The organism is Methylobacterium nonmethylotrophicum (genome assembly GCF_004745635.1).
GTDB lineage: Bacteria > Pseudomonadota > Alphaproteobacteria > Rhizobiales > Beijerinckiaceae > Methylobacterium > Methylobacterium nonmethylotrophicum.
On record NZ_SRLB01000016.1, the window covers coordinates 91,014 to 106,841 of the forward strand.

The 15,828-nt window shown below is 72.4% G+C and carries 19 protein-coding genes and 1 pseudogene; 7 read left to right on the plus strand and 13 right to left on the minus strand.

What is annotated here, in order from left to right; translation table 11 throughout:
• Window positions 1–26: 26 nt before the first annotated feature.
• The 5 genes from EU555_RS21535 to EU555_RS21555 all read right to left on the minus strand — a co-directional run bounded on the left by EU555_RS21535 (window position 27) and on the right by EU555_RS21555 (window position 4,044).
• The gene (locus tag EU555_RS21535; protein ID WP_135417350.1) at window positions 27–353 is read right to left on the minus strand and encodes an HPr family phosphocarrier protein; all 327 of its coding nucleotides are present in this window, start codon (window positions 351–353) and stop codon (window positions 27–29) included.
• A 154-nt stretch (window positions 354–507) separates the two neighbouring features.
• Entirely contained in the window at window positions 508–909 is a 402-nt protein-coding gene (locus EU555_RS21540) for a PTS sugar transporter subunit IIA (protein WP_135417351.1), read from the minus strand.
• Window positions 910–997: 88 nt separating this feature from the next.
• The gene (locus EU555_RS21545; protein ID WP_167858628.1) at window positions 998–1,447 is read right to left on the minus strand and encodes an HPr kinase/phosphatase C-terminal domain-containing protein; all 450 of its coding nucleotides are present in this window, start codon (window positions 1,445–1,447) and stop codon (window positions 998–1,000) included.
• A 4-nt stretch (window positions 1,448–1,451) separates the two neighbouring features.
• Window positions 1,452–3,200: a sensor histidine kinase gene (locus tag EU555_RS21550; protein ID WP_245524427.1), complete on the minus strand. Its 1,749-nt coding sequence runs from the start codon at window positions 3,198–3,200 to the stop codon at window positions 1,452–1,454.
• A gap of 127 nt (window positions 3,201–3,327) precedes the next feature.
• Window positions 3,328–4,044 (minus strand): response regulator transcription factor, encoded by a 717-nt coding sequence (locus EU555_RS21555; RefSeq protein WP_048430384.1) that lies wholly within the window; start codon window positions 4,042–4,044, stop codon window positions 3,328–3,330.
• 568 nt (window positions 4,045–4,612) lie between these two features.
• On the opposite strand from EU555_RS21555, the gene recF reads away from it, so the two are divergent.
• Entirely contained in the window at window positions 4,613–5,767 is a 1,155-nt protein-coding gene (recF, locus tag EU555_RS21560) for a DNA replication/repair protein RecF (RefSeq protein ID WP_135417288.1), read from the plus strand.
• Between the two features lie 338 nt (window positions 5,768–6,105).
• Here the strand turns inward: recF and EU555_RS21565 are convergent, their stop codons facing one another.
• The 3 genes from EU555_RS21565 to EU555_RS21575 all read right to left on the minus strand — a co-directional run bounded on the left by EU555_RS21565 (window position 6,106) and on the right by EU555_RS21575 (window position 8,944).
• The gene (locus EU555_RS21565; RefSeq protein WP_135417289.1) at window positions 6,106–7,053 is read right to left on the minus strand and encodes a 2-hydroxyacid dehydrogenase; all 948 of its coding nucleotides are present in this window, start codon (window positions 7,051–7,053) and stop codon (window positions 6,106–6,108) included.
• Between the two features lie 5 nt (window positions 7,054–7,058).
• Window positions 7,059–8,267 carry a pyridoxal phosphate-dependent aminotransferase gene (locus EU555_RS21570; RefSeq protein ID WP_135417290.1) on the minus strand — a complete coding sequence of 403 codons (1,209 nt, stop codon included), beginning with the start codon at window positions 8,265–8,267 and terminating at the stop codon, window positions 7,059–7,061.
• A 116-nt stretch (window positions 8,268–8,383) separates the two neighbouring features.
• Complete coding sequence (locus EU555_RS21575; protein WP_167858629.1) at window positions 8,384–8,944, minus strand: class II glutamine amidotransferase domain-containing protein; 561 nt, start codon at window positions 8,942–8,944, stop codon at window positions 8,384–8,386.
• A gap of 134 nt (window positions 8,945–9,078) precedes the next feature.
• On the opposite strand from EU555_RS21575, the gene EU555_RS36670 reads away from it, so the two are divergent.
• On the plus strand, window positions 9,079–9,282 hold the full coding sequence (locus EU555_RS36670; RefSeq protein WP_205820976.1) for an ATP-binding cassette domain-containing protein: 204 nt from the start codon (window positions 9,079–9,081) through the stop codon (window positions 9,280–9,282).
• A 168-nt stretch (window positions 9,283–9,450) separates the two neighbouring features.
• On the opposite strand, the gene EU555_RS37120 is transcribed toward EU555_RS36670, so the two are convergent.
• On the minus strand, window positions 9,451–9,888 hold the full coding sequence (locus EU555_RS37120; RefSeq protein WP_245524428.1) for a hypothetical protein: 438 nt from the start codon (window positions 9,886–9,888) through the stop codon (window positions 9,451–9,453).
• A gap of 30 nt (window positions 9,889–9,918) precedes the next feature.
• Window positions 9,919–10,446: pseudogene (locus EU555_RS37625) on the minus strand (hemerythrin domain-containing protein); the annotation flags it as partial.
• Window positions 10,447–10,535: 89 nt separating this feature from the next.
• On the opposite strand from EU555_RS37625, the gene EU555_RS36295 reads away from it, so the two are divergent.
• Window positions 10,536–10,706 carry a hypothetical protein gene (locus EU555_RS36295; protein ID WP_167858630.1) on the plus strand — a complete coding sequence of 57 codons (171 nt, stop codon included), beginning with the start codon at window positions 10,536–10,538 and terminating at the stop codon, window positions 10,704–10,706.
• A 344-nt stretch (window positions 10,707–11,050) separates the two neighbouring features.
• Here EU555_RS36295 and EU555_RS36300 read toward each other — a convergent pair whose 3' ends face one another.
• Window positions 11,051–11,206 (minus strand): hypothetical protein, encoded by a 156-nt coding sequence (locus EU555_RS36300; RefSeq protein ID WP_167858631.1) that lies wholly within the window; start codon window positions 11,204–11,206, stop codon window positions 11,051–11,053.
• 99 nt (window positions 11,207–11,305) lie between these two features.
• Window positions 11,306–11,431 (minus strand): hypothetical protein, encoded by a 126-nt coding sequence (locus tag EU555_RS37505; protein WP_281041298.1) that lies wholly within the window; start codon window positions 11,429–11,431, stop codon window positions 11,306–11,308.
• A 633-nt stretch (window positions 11,432–12,064) separates the two neighbouring features.
• Here EU555_RS37505 and EU555_RS21590 point away from each other — a divergent pair.
• Window positions 12,065–12,325, plus strand: coding sequence for a hypothetical protein (locus EU555_RS21590; protein ID WP_135417293.1), 261 nt, complete (start codon window positions 12,065–12,067; stop codon window positions 12,323–12,325).
• Between the two features lie 98 nt (window positions 12,326–12,423).
• On the opposite strand, the gene EU555_RS21595 is transcribed toward EU555_RS21590, so the two are convergent.
• Window positions 12,424–12,900, minus strand: coding sequence for an MgtC/SapB family protein (locus EU555_RS21595; protein ID WP_135417294.1), 477 nt, complete (start codon window positions 12,898–12,900; stop codon window positions 12,424–12,426).
• Between the two features lie 309 nt (window positions 12,901–13,209).
• Between EU555_RS21595 and EU555_RS21600 the strand changes: the two genes are divergently transcribed.
• The 3 genes from EU555_RS21600 to trmB all read left to right on the plus strand — a co-directional run bounded on the left by EU555_RS21600 (window position 13,210) and on the right by trmB (window position 15,794).
• Window positions 13,210–13,659 (plus strand): helix-turn-helix domain-containing protein, encoded by a 450-nt coding sequence (locus EU555_RS21600; RefSeq protein WP_135417295.1) that lies wholly within the window; start codon window positions 13,210–13,212, stop codon window positions 13,657–13,659.
• A 98-nt stretch (window positions 13,660–13,757) separates the two neighbouring features.
• The gene (gene metK, locus EU555_RS21605) at window positions 13,758–14,936 is read left to right on the plus strand and encodes a methionine adenosyltransferase (RefSeq protein WP_135417296.1); all 1,179 of its coding nucleotides are present in this window, start codon (window positions 13,758–13,760) and stop codon (window positions 14,934–14,936) included.
• 156 nt (window positions 14,937–15,092) lie between these two features.
• Complete coding sequence (trmB, locus tag EU555_RS21610; protein ID WP_135417297.1) at window positions 15,093–15,794, plus strand: tRNA (guanine(46)-N(7))-methyltransferase TrmB; 702 nt, start codon at window positions 15,093–15,095, stop codon at window positions 15,792–15,794.
• Window positions 15,795–15,828: the final 34 nt, after the last annotated feature.

The window sequence follows — 15,828 nt, forward strand, 5'->3', positions numbered from 1 at the left end:
ACGTCCCGCGGCGCGGGACGACGCCGCTACTCGTCCTCGCCGAACCGGTTGGCGAGGAGGGCGGCGATCGCCGCCATGCAGGCATCCTGGTCGGGCCCGAGGGCGGTGACCCGGATGCTGGTGCCCTGGGCGGCCCCGAGGGTGAGCAGGCCCATGATCGAGCGCCCGCCGACCGTCTCGCCGCCGCGGCTCACCGTGACCTCCGAGCCGAACTTCTCCACCGTCTGCACGAACTTGGCCGAGGCCCTGGCGTGCAGGCCGCGCCGGTTGATGATCGGCAGGTCGCGGGCGCAGGCGCCCTCCGGAACCGGCGGAAGCTCGCCGTCCTCGTCGTCTGTGTCGGCAAAGGGCATCATCGGCGGTGGTACCTGCCCGGAACCGGTTAGGACCGGCTGTCCGCCCGTCGTCCGGCTCTCGCGCGCATCGGGAGTCACGGCCCGATACGGTAATCGGGCCGCGGCAGAAAGCTAGAGCGGGCGGCCGCGAAGGCGAGGGGGATCCGGCGGCCTATTTGCCGGCCAGCACGCGCGAGGCGACGTTGATGTACTTGCGGCCGGCTTCCTGGGCGTGGAGCACCGCCTCGCCCAACGATTCCTCGTCGCGCACGCTGGCGAGCTTGATCAGCATCGGCAGGTTGATGCCGGCCACCACCTCGACCGAGCCGCCATTCATGCAGGAGAGCGCGAGGTTCGAGGGCGTGCCGCCGAACATGTCGGTCAGCACGACGACCCCCTCCCCGGAATTCACCCGGGACACCGCCGACATGATGTCCTTGCGACGGACCTCCATGTCGTCCTCGGGGCCGATGGTGATCGTCTCGAGCTGATCCTGCGGCCCCACGACGTGCTCCAGCGCGGCCTTGAATTCCGTCGCGAGCAGGCCGTGGGTGACGAGCACCATTCCAATCATCGACACGAGTTCCGACGCCCCGTTGGAGCCGAGCCGCCATTTTGTGCAGCGCAAAGGCGAGCGCAAGAGCAATGCGGCGAAATCCGCATCATCCGGTCATCATCATGACACGGAGGCGGCGCCAACGCCACAACACCGTGCTGGCCCGGCCCGGATCCGGCGACAGGATCACCCTCGGGAGCGCCGCACCCTGGAGGAAAATCGTCTCCTGCCCCTCCGACGGCAGCCGCGGCGCCGCCTCCGCGAGGTCGACGACGAGGCGCACCACCGCCGAAGGCACCGCCGCGTCAACGGCTTGCAGGCCCAAGCCCCGGATTTCGAGGAGCCCCGCGACGGCCGGATGCGGAGCGGCGACCAGGCGGCCATGACGCTGCGTCAGGACGACGCGGTCGTCCCCCACGAGGCCGGCGAAGGCGCCCGACATAGCGCCGAGGTCGAGGAGTTCACGCACCAGGGTCGATTTGCCGCTCCCCGCCGCGCCACGAATCAGGATCCCGTCCTCCCCCAGGACCACGCAGCTGGCATGCACGGCCCCCACCGCCCTAGCGGCTCTGGGCCGGGATGCGGACGATGAAGCGGGCGCCGAGCACTGTCGGCTCGCCCTCCTCGTCGAGGGGCCCGAGGCGGTTCTCGGCCCGGATGGTGCCGCGATGCGCCTGGACGATCTGGCGCGAGATCGAGAGGCCGAGGCCCGAATTCTGGCCGAACCCCTGCTCCGGCCGGTCGGTGTAGAAGCGCTCGAAGATCCGCTCCAGGGCGTGGGCCGGGATGCCCGGGCCGTCATCCTCCACCGTGAGCTCGACGGCGTTGCGCCGGCGCCGCAGAGCCACCCGGACGCTGGCGCCTTTCGGCGAGAACGAGCGGGCATTGTCCAGGAGGTTGTTGACCACCTGGCCGAGCCGGCTGTCGTGGCCGAGGATCGCGAACGGGTCCTCGGCGCCCGAGGGCGCCGGCTCGACCGCGAGGTCGATCACGGCGTCGCCGCGGCGCCGGCGCTCGTTGGCGACCGACACCACGGTGGTGATCAGCTTCCTGAGGTCGACCCGGCCGGCCTCGGCGCGGGCGAGCTCGGCGTCGAGGCGCGAGGCGTCGGCGATGTCGCTGATCAGCCGGTCGAGGCGCTTCACGTCGTGCTGGATGATCTGCATCAGCCGGCCGCGGGACTCGTCGGTCTTGGCCAGCGGCAGGGTCTCGACGGCGCTGCGCAGCGACGTGAGCGGGTTCTTCAGTTCGTGCGAGACATCCGCCGCGAAGTTCTCGATCGCGTCGAGGCGGCGGTAGAGCGCCTGGGTCATGTCCCGGAGCGCCCCCGAGAGGTGGCCGATCTCGTCGGTGCGCCGCGTGAAGTCGGGGATCTCCTGGCGCGCCTTGATGCCGGTGCGCACGCGCTCCGCGGCCTCCGCCAGCCGCCCGACCGGGCCGACGATCTGGCCGGCGACCAGCATCGACAGCACCACCATCACGAGCGCCGCGATGATGAAGACCTGCAGGAGGGAGAAGCGCTCCGCCGCGATGATCTTGTCGATGTCGCCTTCCTGGGTCGAGAGCAGCAGGGCGCCCCGAACCGTGCGGCCGCGCTGAATCGGCACCGCCACCGACACGATGGTCTCGCCCGGGCTGTTGCGGCGCACCAGCGTCCCGCGGGCACCGGCGAGCGCCCGCTGCACCTCCGGCAGGGTGCGGCCGTCCGCCGGGCCCGGATCGTCGGAGGACGGTGCGCGGCCGAGGCCCGGCACATGCGCCCGCACCGCGTTCCAGGCCTGCTCGATCAGGCTCGGGCGCTCCTTGCGCAGCGGCGGCGGGTCGCGGCTGAGGTCGCCCCGGATGTAGAGGCCGCGCGAGTCGATCAGCATCGTGCCGTCGCGGTCGTAGACCCGGGCCCGGGTGCCGGTCGGCGTGATCAGGCGGCGCAGGAGCGGGGCGACCCGCTCCGGGTTGAGGGAGAATTCGAGGCCGGACGGCGTCTCGTCGCCGAAGGCCCCGCCCTCGCCGGCCTGGAGTTGGAGCAGGCGGTCGGGGTCGATGGTGATCGCGTCGGTGTCGACGGTCGCCGAGGACGCGATCGCGCCCGCGATGATGTCGCCCTGCGTCAGCAGGCTCTGCACCCGGGCCTCGATCAGGCCCTGGCGGAACTGGTTGAGGTAGAGGAATCCGAGGAGCAGCGCGATCAGCCCGGCGAGGTTCAGGACCACGATGCGCCGGGTCAGGCTCGAGGCGAAGCGCTGCGCGATCCAGCGCCGGACCGCCCGCGGCCCGAACGGCTCGCGCGCGGCCTCCGCGTCCGGGTCGATCTCGCTCGCCGGTTTCAGGGTCGCGCCGCCGAGGAAGCGGCTTCTGCCGCCAAAGAAGCGGCTTCCGCCGCCAAGCAGGCGGCGCACGGCGCTCAGGGCCGATCCATCGCTCACGCCAGCAAGTCTCTTACATTTCCTTGAAGCGGTAGCCGACGCCGTACAGCGTTTCGATCATGTCGAAGCTGTTGTCGGTCACCTTGAACTTCTTGCGCAGGCGCTTGATGTGGCTGTCGATGGTGCGGTCGTCGACGTAGACCTGGTCGTCGTAGGCCGCGTCCATCAGGGCGTTGCGGCTCTTCACGACGCCGGGGCGCTGGGCGAGCGCCTGCAGGATCAGGAACTCGGTCACGGTGAGCGTCACCGGCTCGCCCTTCCAGGTGCAGGTGTGGCGCTCCGGGTCCATCATCAGCTGGCCGCGCTCGAGCGAGCGGGCGGCGGCGGCCTCCGCCTCCCGGGCCGAGGCGCCGGGCCCGGCCTCCTTGGCGGCGAAGCGGCGCAAGACCGCCTTCACCCGCTCGACCAGCAGGCGCTGCGAGAACGGCTTCCGGATGAAGTCGTCGGCGCCCATCTTGAGGCCGAACAATTCGTCGATCTCCTCGTCCTTCGAGGTCAGGAAGATCACCGGCAGGTCGGATTTCTGGCGCAGGCGGCGCAGCAGCTCCATCCCGTCCATGCGCGGCATCTTGATGTCGAAGATCGCGAGGTCGGGCGGCGAATGCTTCAGGCCGTCGAGGGCGGAGGCACCGTCGGTGTAGGTCTGGATCCTGTACCCCTCGGTCTCCAGGGCGATCGACACCGAGGTGAGGATGTTGCGGTCGTCATCGACGAGGGCGATGGTCGGCATGGGCATTCCCTGGGGCGCGGGCGTCGCCGGCAGGACACACCGTCCGTGCTGAACGCCACCCGACTGGAACCGGTCCTGGCCTGGCGGACCGTGAGGCCCGGCAGATCTCGGGCGCCGCGAGTCCTCGACCAGTCTGGCTCGCCGGGATTGGGGCGAACCAAGAAAGACTGGACAGTGGCCGCAGCGCCACGATTCTGACTTCCTTAAGACCAACGCGCCGAAAAAGCGAGCACCCGTGGCGAGGCGGCCACAAACCGCCATGGGCAGGACATGGCGGCACGCGTTCCGCCTCATCTCGACGCGTCGGCGGTCATGGATCCCGGGTTCCGCCGCGCGGCCCCGGGATGACGGAAACCCGTTCGATTCATAGAAGCCAGCCTGTCCGGGCGACATCGTCAGGGACTCCCGCTCGCCGCCGCGGTGACGACGTCGCACGCGAGTGATCCGGCTCGGGAGGCGAAGCCGCGCCAGACAGGCTGCGCCTGCGCGCGCTGCGGGACACCGCACCGCGGCCGGTCACGCCCATGACATCGCCGGCCTGCGCCCCGACCTGTGATATGGCCCGGAGATGACCGAGCCCGACCCCTTGCGCGTCACCCGGCTGATCGCCCGCGACTTCCGCAACCACGCCGATCTCGACCTCGCGGTCGGCCGCCGCTTCGTCGCCCTGGTCGGGGAGAACGGGGCCGGCAAGACCAACATCCTGGAGGCCCTGTCGCTGTTCGCCCCCGGCCGGGGCCTGCGCCGGGCCGACTTCCCGGTCATGGCGCGCGAGGGCGGGGCCGGCGGCTTCGCGGTGTCCCTGACCCTGGAAGGCCCCAACGGCGACCACCGCATCGGCACCGCCTGGGAGCCGCCGCGGAGCCGCGACGAACGCGGGGGCCGGCTCTGCCGCATCGACGGCGCCACCGCCCCCTCCCCGACCGCCTTCGCCGAGCAGCTGCGGGTGGTCTGGCTCACCCCCGACCTCGACGCGCTGTTTCGGGGCCCCGCCGGCGACCGGCGCCGCTTCCTCGACCGTCTGGTGCTCGCCGTCGATGCCGGCCACGGCGCCCGGGTGAGCGCGATGGAGCGGGCGCTGCGCTCGCGCAACCGCCTGCTGGAGGAGCGGCCCGACGACGGCCCGTGGCTCGACGCCGTCGAGCGCGAGGTGGCGGAGCTCGCGGTCGCGGTGGCGCTCGCCCGCCGCGAGACGGTGGAGCGCCTCGACAGCCTGATCCTGTCGACCCGCGACGAGGCCTCGCCCTTCCCCTGGGCCGGGGTGCGGCTCGAGGGCGACATCGACGACCTCGTGGCGGTCTGGCCCGCGGTCGACGCCGAGGACCGCTTCCGCGCCACCCTGCGCCAGAACCGGTATCGCGACCGCGCCTCCGGCCGGACGCTCGCCGGCCCGCAGGCCTCCGACCTCGTGGTGCGCCACGGCCCCAAGGACGTGCCCGCCGCCACCGCCTCGACCGGCGAGCAGAAGGCGCTGCTGATCGGCCTTGTGCTCGCGCATGCCCGCCTCGTCACCGGGATGAGCGGGCTCGCGCCCCTCGTCCTCCTCGACGAGGTCGCGGCCCATCTCGACCCCCGCCGCCGCGCCGGTCTGTTCGACGCGCTCGAAGCCCTGCCGGGCCAGGTCTGGATGACCGGGGCCGATCCCGTGCTGTTCGGCGAGCTGGGCGGGCGGGCGGACCTGGTGCAGGTGGCGGAGGGGGCGATCAGGGTGGCCGCGTCGTGACGAAGCAGACTTGCGTCGGCAGGCCGCACGGTACGCGACAATGGGGGTTTGAGGCAGCGTCAGCCCCTCCTGCCCGCGACCTCATCCTGAGGTGACGGCGATCAGAGATCGCGCGCGATCGAAGATCGCCTGCGATCTCTGATCGACGGCCTCGAAGGAGGCCTCCAGAAGTCTGTGCGATTCTCGGAGCCCACCTTCGAGGCTGCAGCAAGCGGCGGCACCTCGGGATGAGGTTTGAGGGTCGGAGGCCCGTCACTGCCGAATGACTGGCCGCGTCGTGTACCGTACCATGCAATTCTGCTTGGCGCTCAGGGCGTTCGCCGGCCGGGATCCCGCCCTCAATAGCCCCGCGCCACGTCCACCGCGGCCGGGATCCGGCCAGTCTCGCGATAGGCCCGCACGTTGCCGGCGACGACGGCTGCCGCGCTGGCCGGGGTGGTCGGGCCGGAGATGTGCGGCAGCACGGTCACGCCGGGATGGCGCCACAGGGGGGAATCCGGCGGCAGCGGCTCGGCGTCGAACACGTCCAGCACCGCGTGGGAGAGGTGCCCGGCATCCAGGGCGGCCAGGAGCGCGTCGGTCGCCACGATCGGCCCGCGGCCGAAATTGATCAGGCCGGCGCCCGGCTTCAGGGCGGCGAGCCGCGCGGCGTCGAGGAGGCCGCGGGTGGCCGCGGTGAGCGGCAGCAGGCAGACGACGATGTCGCTCGTCGCGAGCAGCGCCGGCAGGCCCTCCGGGCCGGTGAATCCCGTCACACCCGGCGGCAGCGCCTTGACCGAGCGGCTCCAGGCCGCGACCGGGAAGCCCGCCTGCACCAGCCGCTCCGCCGCCGCGCTGCCCAGCACCCCGAGGCCGAGGAGCCCCACCCGGATCTCGGCCGGCGGGCGGTAGGCGAGCTGGCGCCAGATCCCGGCCTCCTGCTGGCGCCGGTAGGCCGGCATGTCGCGCTGCAGGTAGTAGGTCCAGGCCAGCACCGCCTCCGCCATGGTGCGGGCGAGTTCGGGATCGACCAGGCGGACGATCGGCACCGCCCCCGTCCCGAGGTCGCGCACCAGGCGCTCGACCCCGGCCCACAGGCTCTGGATCCAGGCGAGGTTCGGCAGCAGCGCCACCTCGGCCGGATCGGGATTGGCCACGATCGCGATGCGGGTCGCCTGACGCTCCGCCTCCCCCAGGGTCCGGAACGGCCGGATGGTCTCCTCGGGCAGGGCCTGCGCGAGGGCGGCGAGGAAGTCGGCCTCCTCCTGCGCGTCGAGGGTGCCCAGGAACGCGATCGGCTCTCTCATCGGGCTCACCGGCCGAGGACGCGGGACAGGCGCTCGACCGCCTCCCGGGCGAGGCCCGGGCTGATGGCGAAGCACAGGCGGATGAACCCCTCCCCCTCCGGCCCGAAGGCGGTGCCGGGCGCGACGCCGACCTTGGCCTCGCCGAGGAGCCGGAAGGCGAGGTCGAGGCTGGTCTCCTGCGGCCGGGGCGTCCCGGGGCCGGCGACCCGGGCCATCAGGTAGAAGGCGCCCTCCGGCACCGAGACGGTGACGCCGGGCAGGCGCGACAGGCCGGAGACCAGGATCTCGCGGCTCTCGGCGCAGCGCCCCACCATCTGGCGGATGAAGCCGTCGCCCTCCTTTAGCGCCGTGATGGCGGCGTGCTGGATGAAGGTCGGGATCGAGGTGGTGTTGTACTGGCCGAGCTTGGCGAAGGTGGGCGAGAGCCCACGCGGGCAGATCAGCCAGCCGGCGCGCCAGCCGGTCATCGCCCAGTTCTTCGAGAAGGTGTTGGTGACGATCAGCCGGTCGTCCTCGGTGCAGATCTGCAGGAAGGACGGCGCGATGGCGTTGCCGTAGGTGAAGTGGGCGTAGACCTCGTCGGAGATGATCCACAGGCCGCGCTCCCGCGCGAGGTCCCGCAGGGCCTTCATCTCGGAGAGCGGCATGATCCAGCCGGTCGGGTTCGAGGGCGAGTTGACCACGACGGCGCGGGTGCGCGGGGTGATCGCCGCCGCGATGTCGGCGAGCGGCAGGGCGAAGCGCCCATCGGCCTGCACCCGGTACGGCACCGTCACCGGCACGCCGCCGGTGATGCGCACCGCCTCTCCGAGATTCGGCCAGGCCGGCGACGGGATGATGATCTCGTCGCCCGGCTCGAGCAGCGCCTGGGCCGCCTGCATGATGGCGTTCATGCCGCCGGCGGTGACGGCGAAGCGCTCGGGCGGCATCGCCACGCCCCAGTGGCGGGCGTGGTAGGCGCTCAACGCCTCGCGCAGGCGCGGCAGGCCGAGCGAGGTGGCGTAGCGGGTGTGGCCGGCCAGCATCGCCTGGTGGGCCGCCTCGACGATGAAGGGCGGCGTCGGCAGGTCGCCCTCGCCGATCCACAGCTTGACCACCTCGGGATCGTCCCGGCCGCGATCGGCGACGAGGCCGATCTGGCTCGTGCCGACGCCGCGCATCCGCGGCGACAGCGCGGCGGAGAGGTCCGGCAGGGTGGTGTCGGCGATGCTCATCGGTGGCTCGGCCCTCGTGCGGCGCCCGGGCGGCGGGCGGCAAGCGTGTCGGTGCTCCTCCATACCAAAGCCGCCGCGGGGCGCGAGCGCCGTCAGCGCATGAGGCCCGAGCGTCGTCAGCGCGGCGCGGGGACGCCGACGCCGCGCAGGATGCGGTCGGCCCCGAAGGCGGCGGCCATCGCGTGCTCGGGCCCGTCGAGCGCGAGACCCGGCCGGTCGGGGTCCTGCCGCTCGCCGGGCCGCGGCACGTGATCGTGGACGAGGACGGGATCGAGGTCGGGCTCCTGCGCCAGCACGGCCTCGATCAGCGGCCGCTCGTCCCGCTCCGGGGCCCCCAGGGCCTGACGGGCCGTCATGCTGAGCACGCGCACCCGCCCGCCCCGCCGGCGCATCGGGCGCGCGGCGATCAGCGTGGTGCTGGAACGGTCGAGGCCCTTGGGCAGGCTGGTGTAGGCGAGCCAGGCGCCCGGCCGCCAGGTCCAGGCCAGGGGGCCGACCCCGATGAAGTCCCGGGCGCGCACCAGCCCGCGCCGTTCGCCGTGCCAGAGCGCCACCGCGAAGTCGCCGTCGAGGCGGCCCACGCCTTCGGGGCGCTGGCGGGCCTTCCGACGCTCGTGCTCGCCCGGCGCGCCTACGGGCTGGCGGGGGTGCTGGCGGGGGCGACCGCGCGCTTCCACGCTTCGATCGCCGACGATCTCGCGGGCCTCAAGGCACTCAGGATGCGGGGCGCAGAGGAGGACCGGGGCGCCGCGTTCCGGACGCGGCGGAGGCCGACCTCCACCGCGTCCTCGATGAGGCCGCCGCCGGCTTCGTGGCCCTCCTGCCGGAGGGCCTCGAGACCCGGGTCGGCGACCGCGGCACCCGCCTCTCGGGCGGGGAGCGCCAGCGCCTGATGATCGCCCGGGCCCTCTTGCGCGAGCCCGACTCCTCGTCCTCGACGAGGCCACCAACGCCCTCGACGCCGACTCGGAGGCCCTCGTCCTGGCGAGCTTCCGGCGGCTGGCCGAGCGGATGACGATCCTGGCGATCGCCCACCGCTCCGGCGTGATCGCGGCCGCCGACCAGGTGATCGCGGTCGAGGCGGCCGGATCCGGCGGATCGATCACCGAGTCAGGCCGGCCGACGGCGCGACGCCGGTCCCGGAGGCGATGCACACGCGCGCCTGAGCGGGGCGAACGGCGCGCTACCGCGTGATCTGGTGGGGAGAGATCGGGTCGCTCGCCGGGAAGGTCTCCTCGATCGCCTCGTCCAGCAGGCGGTCCTGCCGCTCCGCGAGGTTGTCCCCGGGCCTGCGCCTGCCCGGCGCGGAGGCGGCGGCGAGGTCGGCTCGCGGGCGGCCGCGGGCGAGCCCGCGATCACCCCATCCGCGCTCCGGGCTCCCCCGGAGGAGACCGAAGCGCCAGGCCAGCAGCCCCGCGCCGAACGCGGCCAGCCCGACGGCCGCCACGAGGGCGATCTCGCTCGGTCCGGTGGCGCCCGGCCGGCTCCGCCCCCCGCTCCGAAGCGCCTGCCCCCGTGCCCGCACGAAGGCCGTGGCGGCCTCGTCGATCTCGCGGGCCGAGAGCAGCCGCTGGGCCGTCGGCAGGAGGTCGTGGACGTGCCGGTGCAGATGCTGATCCACCAGGTACGTGGCGTCCTCGAACGTGTTCAGCCACCCCGGCCGGCCCCCACGGGCGGATCGCGCGAGGTCCGCGAGCCGCGCCGTCGCCTGGTCGTGCCCACCCCGGAGATCGTCGACCAGGGCCCGGGCCTCGGGATGTCGGCCGAGCACCGTCATCAGGCTGGCTTCGACCGCCGCCTCATGCACCCGCAGCTCGCCGAGAAGATCGGACAGCAAACGCTCCCGACTCCGCACCACACCGGGACCGTTGAGCGCGTTCGGGATCTCACGGATGAGCTGGTTGATGTTCGCGTGGTCGCGTTCAATCAGTCGCCAAATGTCCATGCAGCACCGCCTTTCATTGTGGCCTGCCAACTCGCACCAGTCTCGGGGCGTTCCCTCATGGCCTCTCGATTGGCGATCCACCGCCGCGCCCTGCGCCGTCGGATCCGGGCACAAGGAGGCCTGGAGCCCCCGACCTCGGCCGATGCGCAGTCTCGAAACCTGCCCACGGCCAAGATGACCGGCCGCAAGCGGCGCGACTCGACTTGCGTGCAACAGGATTTCGCCAGACGACATCAGTGAAGGCCGAACCGATCGAGCAGCCTGTGCGTTCGAAGAGCCTGCTTCGCATGTCGCGGAAGCGAGAGTGAACGGGAGAACGTCCAATGAGGAAGGTCGCCGCCGTCAGTGCCGCCTTGATCGTGCTCGCGGGCCCGGTGCTCGCGCAGGGCCGTCCGCCCGGGAGCTCGTCGGCGGCCTCCGGCAATGCCGAGGAGAACAACAAGCCGCGCTCCAACTCCGCCGGCGGCGGCGGCGGTGGAACCGGGGGCCGGTAGACGGATCCGCGCGGAGCCCGATCGTTCCGCGCGACCATGGCGCCGGGCGACCGCCCGGCCCCGGGCGGCCGGGCATCATCCCGCCGGCCCCGGTACCGGGGCGGTCGTCGGAGCGGCAGCGACACGAACGCGCGGCAAGCGGCAGACACGAGGCAGACGGCCGTCCTGCACCTCCGCTGCCTCCTGCGATGCGGTGACGGCTCCTCGGGCGAGCGCAGCCGTCACACGACATCCGATTGATCGCTCCGCGACGCGGAATTCGGCGTCGCTCAGGCGTGCGGAGCGAAGCTCCGCCGTCGCGGGCTGGTGAGACCGGATCCGAACGTCATCGTCAGGATCCGGTCTCACTCCGGCTCGGGGGCCGGCGGATCGGTCTCGGCCGGATCGGACGTCACCGTGCCGTCCGGGGTGACCTCGGCCCCGGGCGGTGGCGGCGCGATGCCGGTCGGATCGGCGGCGGGTGGGGTTCGGGAGTCGGGCGACGTGCGCTCCTTCGGCATGCTGACTCCTGGATCTCGATTGGCTGCATGATCTCGACAGGCCGGTGCGCCAGGCGCGGCCGCCGACCGTTTCGCGCCGGCTGCGCCCCTCGGTCCGGATCAGCCGGGACTGAACAGGGCCGCATAGACGACGAGGGCGACCACGATGGCGATCAGGGACGCCCCCAGGAGCGCGGGCCGCACCCGGTTCGTCGTCCGCTCAGGCTTGTGACTCGGCGGGGCCATGGCGCGTCTCCTGCGGGCGTCACGGCCCAACGCTTGATACTCCCTATGAGTTTCCGAGGTCGGTCTTCCGCGAGGCCGGAACGGTCCTAGCCGGGGCGCATTGGCCTCAGGCGAGACGCTCTCATCTCGCGATCTCCTCGACGACACAGCGCCCGCCCTGGTCCGAACCCATGGCGGGCGCTGCGCGTCCGGGAAAACGTTCGACACCGCCCCTGCCGCCTCGGAACGATGCGCGTCCTGCCGCCTCGGAACGATGCGCTGCACCATGCATTATTGCATTGCACCATCGCGGAGGGTCCGCGGTGCTGCAGCCCTCCTAGGGCGTTTCCTCCCTGACTGGGGCCGCTCTCCGGAGCGGCCCTTTTTTCATCCGGTTCGAAGGCCCGGTCCTTCGCGACGGCGCGGTTGGCAGCAGCCGTCGATCGACCTCATCCGGCCGATGACGGTCAGGCCAGGAACATCCGTCTCATGCCGGAACGCTTTCGCGCAGAGCGCGCGTCCGCGAGCAGGTCAGGCGCGCGCGTCTCGTCCCGCGAGCGACGGCGCCGCAGTACACGGCGGTTCGATTCCGCGGTATGGCCGATGAAGCCCGCCCGTACCGGATGGGCGCCTCTCTGCGACTGATGCGGGCACATGGTGCACGACGATTCTCATCTCCGATTCGAGCTGGAGGAAATCGCGCCCGGCGAGTTCATCATCTCGGTGGTCTGGCGCGAGAAGAAGCTCGGCTCGCTGTATCTCAGGGGCGACCGGCACGAGGCGACCACCTTCCTCGAAGCCGCGCGCCGGCGCATCGTGCTGTCCATCACCGGCGACGCGCCGGCGGATATCGACGGCCAAGTCAAGCGCGAGCTCCTCGACCTGAGCCGCAATCTTCACAACCCGCGCGGCTAGGCGCCGGCGTGCGGCCCGGCCGCACCGGTTCCCCGTCGCGAGCGGCGCCGATGCCGAACGGCGTGCGGTGACCCCGGGAAGCGCCGGACCACCCGCTTTCACTCGGCCGCGCCGTCCTCCTGCCGCGGCACGCCGGTCCGCCGCCGCCAGCGGGCATCGATGGCCCGGTCGATGACGCCGCCGACCAGGAGCGTCGCCAACAGAAAGACGGTCCCGAGCGCCAGCGGCCGGTACGCGCCGAGGCCGCAGGCGATGCCGAGCGCGGCCGTCACCCAGATCGCCGCGGCGGTGGTGAGGCCGTGGACCCGGCCCCGGCCCTCGGCCTTGACGATCACGCCGGCGCCGAGGAAGCCGATGCCGGTGATCGTCCCCTGGATCGCCCGGCTGGCATTGGCGTCGGTCCCGTCGCCGGAGAAGCCGGACCCCGCCAGGGTCACGAGGGCGGCCCCGAGCGCCACCAGGGAGAGCGTGCGCACGCCCACGGGCTTGGCATGCATCTCGCGGTTGATCCCGACCAGCCCGCCGGCGACGACCGCAGCGCCGAGGCGCAGGCAGATCTCGGTGGTCGGCAACATCGGCAGCGCGCTCCATCGCTGGAACCGGCCCTCGGCGGGACCGGACCTGCGCCCGCGATCCCCCTCCGGCATCGGAGCCCGGGCCGGGCGCGCCAGCCTCCCCGGACGGGTCTTAACGAAGCGTGTGGCCCTGCACCGGGTCGGGGACCTGCGGGACACCGTTCGCCCGGCCTCCTGTCATCCGGTATGCCGAATGAAGCGTTCGCCCGAAGCGCGGGCATTTACGCGATCTCAATCATCGGGAATCAACAATAGGCCCGAGATTTTCCACGTCCCGGCGCGCCGCGCGGGCGGACCTGCGAGCCGGATATGGCCGGGAAACCTGCGGACCACCGCGACGTCCATATCGGCAGCCTCATCGAGGAGCGCCGCCTGCGCGCCGGCCTGAGCCGCGAGGCCCTGGCCGTCCCGCTCGACGTCTCGCTCTCGCAGCTCGGCAAATACCTGAAGGGCGCCAACCGCCTGAGCGCCACCGACCTGGACACCCTGGCGCGCGTGCTCGGCGTCCCCGTCGGGTTCTTCTTCGAGGCGATGCCGGGACGCGAGCCCCTGGCCCCGGGCCTCAGCGACCGCCCGCAGGCGCACCTGGAAGCGGGCGCGGGCTGGACCGGGTTCGCCGACGCGGTGGCGCGGGCGGCCGACACGCATCTCGACGAGGACCGCCGCCGGACGCTGGGCAGCATCGTCCGGGCCGTCGACCGCGCGCTCGCGCGGCAACAAGCGTTCGATAAAGAGAACGACTCCGGCTCATCGGATTGACGTTCGGGATTCCGGCTGCCAGAACCCGGGCGAACACCGTGTCGGGCAGGATCGGCCGCAGCGCGCCGCTCGACGTGACCCTGGGGGCTTCGCAACCTATGCCGCGTTCAAACTACCTGTTCACGAGCGAGTCGGTCTCCGAGGGCCATCCGGACAAGGTCTGCGACCGCATCTCCGACACCGTGGTCGACGCCTATCTCGCGGAGATGCCGGAGGCCCGCCTCGGCGTCGAGACCCTGGCGACGACCAACCGCATCGTGATCGCCGGCGAGGTGCGGGGGCCCGACACCGTCACCTTCAGGGACCTCGAGGAGCTGACCCGCGCCGCCGTCAAGGACATCGGCTACGAGCAGGACGGCTTCCACTGGAAGAACAACGACGTCGCCATCTACCTGCACGCCCAGTCGGCCGACATCGCCCAGGGCGTCGACGCGGCCGGCAACAAGGACGAGGGCGCGGGCGACCAGGGCATCATGTTCGGCTACGCGACCGACGAGACGCCCGCCCTGATGCCGGCGCCGATCTACTACGCCCACAAGATCCTCAAGGACCTGGCCGACGCCCGCAAGGCGAAGCAGGGCGCGGCGGCCAAGCTCGGGCCGGACGCCAAGAGCCAGGTCACCGTGCGCTACGCCGACGGCCGCCCGGTCGAGGCGACCCAGATCGTGCTCTCGACCCAGCACCTTGACGAGTCGCTCGATTCGGTCGCGGTGCGCGAGATCGTCGAGCCCTACATCCGGGCGGCTCTCCCGGAGTCCTGGGTCACCGACGGGACGGTGTGGCACGTCAACCCGACCGGCAAGTTCGTGATCGGCGGTCCGGACGGCGATTGCGGCCTCACCGGCCGCAAGATTATCGTCGACACCTACGGCGGCGCCGCGCCGCATGGCGGCGGCGCCTTCTCGGGCAAGGATCCGACCAAGGTCGACCGCTCGGCGGCCTATGCGGCGCGCTACCTCGCCAAGAACGTGGTCGCGGCCGGCCTCGCGCGCCGGGCGACGATCCAGCTCGCCTACGCCATCGGCGTCGCCAAGCCGCTGTCGATCTACGTCGACCTGCACGGCACCGGCGAGGTCGACGAGGCCAGGCTCGAGACGGTGCTCGGCCAGCTCGTCGACCTGTCGCCCCGCGGCATCCGCACCCATCTCGGCCTCAACAAGCCGATCTACGCCCGCACCTCGGCCTACGGCCATTTCGGCCGCGAGCCGGAGGCCGACGGCGGCTTCTCCTGGGAGCGCACCGACCTCATCGGCCAGCTCAGGAGCGCCCTGGCCTGATCCGCCGCCCCGCCCGCGACGAGGGCCCGGCCCGATGGCAACGCGATCGGGCCCTCTGTCCTTGATCTGCCGTATCGTCGGCGACGAACCGGCCACCACTTCGCCGGACGACACTCCAGCGGGGCGCCGGCACGCCCCCCCTCGCACCGGGACATCATGGACGACCACGACACGGACCCGGGCAGCGAGCGGAGCCGCGCCTTCTACGGCCGGCGCAAGGGCAAGCGCCTGCGGCCGGGCCAGGAGGAGCGCCTGGCCGAGCTCCTGCCGCGCCTGCGCCTGCCGGAGGCCGGCCTCCTCGACCCCGCCGCCCTCTTCCCGCGGCCCGTGGCGGAAACCTGGCTCGAGATCGGATTCGGCGGCGGTGAGCACCTCGCCGCGCAGGCCCGGCTCAATCCCGGTACCGGGATCATCGGGTGCGAGCCCTTCGTCAACGGCGTGGTGAAGCTGCTGCGCACCCTCGACGACGAGGCGATCGACACCGTCCGTCTCTGGGACCGGGACGCGATGGAACTGCTGCCGCGTCTGCCCGCCGCCAGCATCGGGCGGGTCTTTCTGCTCTATCCCGATCCCTGGCCGAAGCGCCGCCAGCGCAAGCGCCGCTTCGTCTCGGACGAGGCGCTCCGCGAGATCGCCCGGGTGCTCAAGCCCGGCGGCGCCTTCCGCTTCGCCTCCGACATCGACGACTACGTCGGATGGACGCTGGTGCGCGCCGCCCGCTGCCCCGCCCTGCGCTGGACCGCGACCCACTCCGCCGACTGGACCGCGCCCTGGCCGGAATGGCCCGGCACCCGCTACGAGGCGAAGACCACCGCCGAGGGGCGCCGGCCCACCTATCTCACCTTCGAGCGTGTGTGAGCGGCGCGCCCGCTCCTGTCGCGTCGCTCCTGTT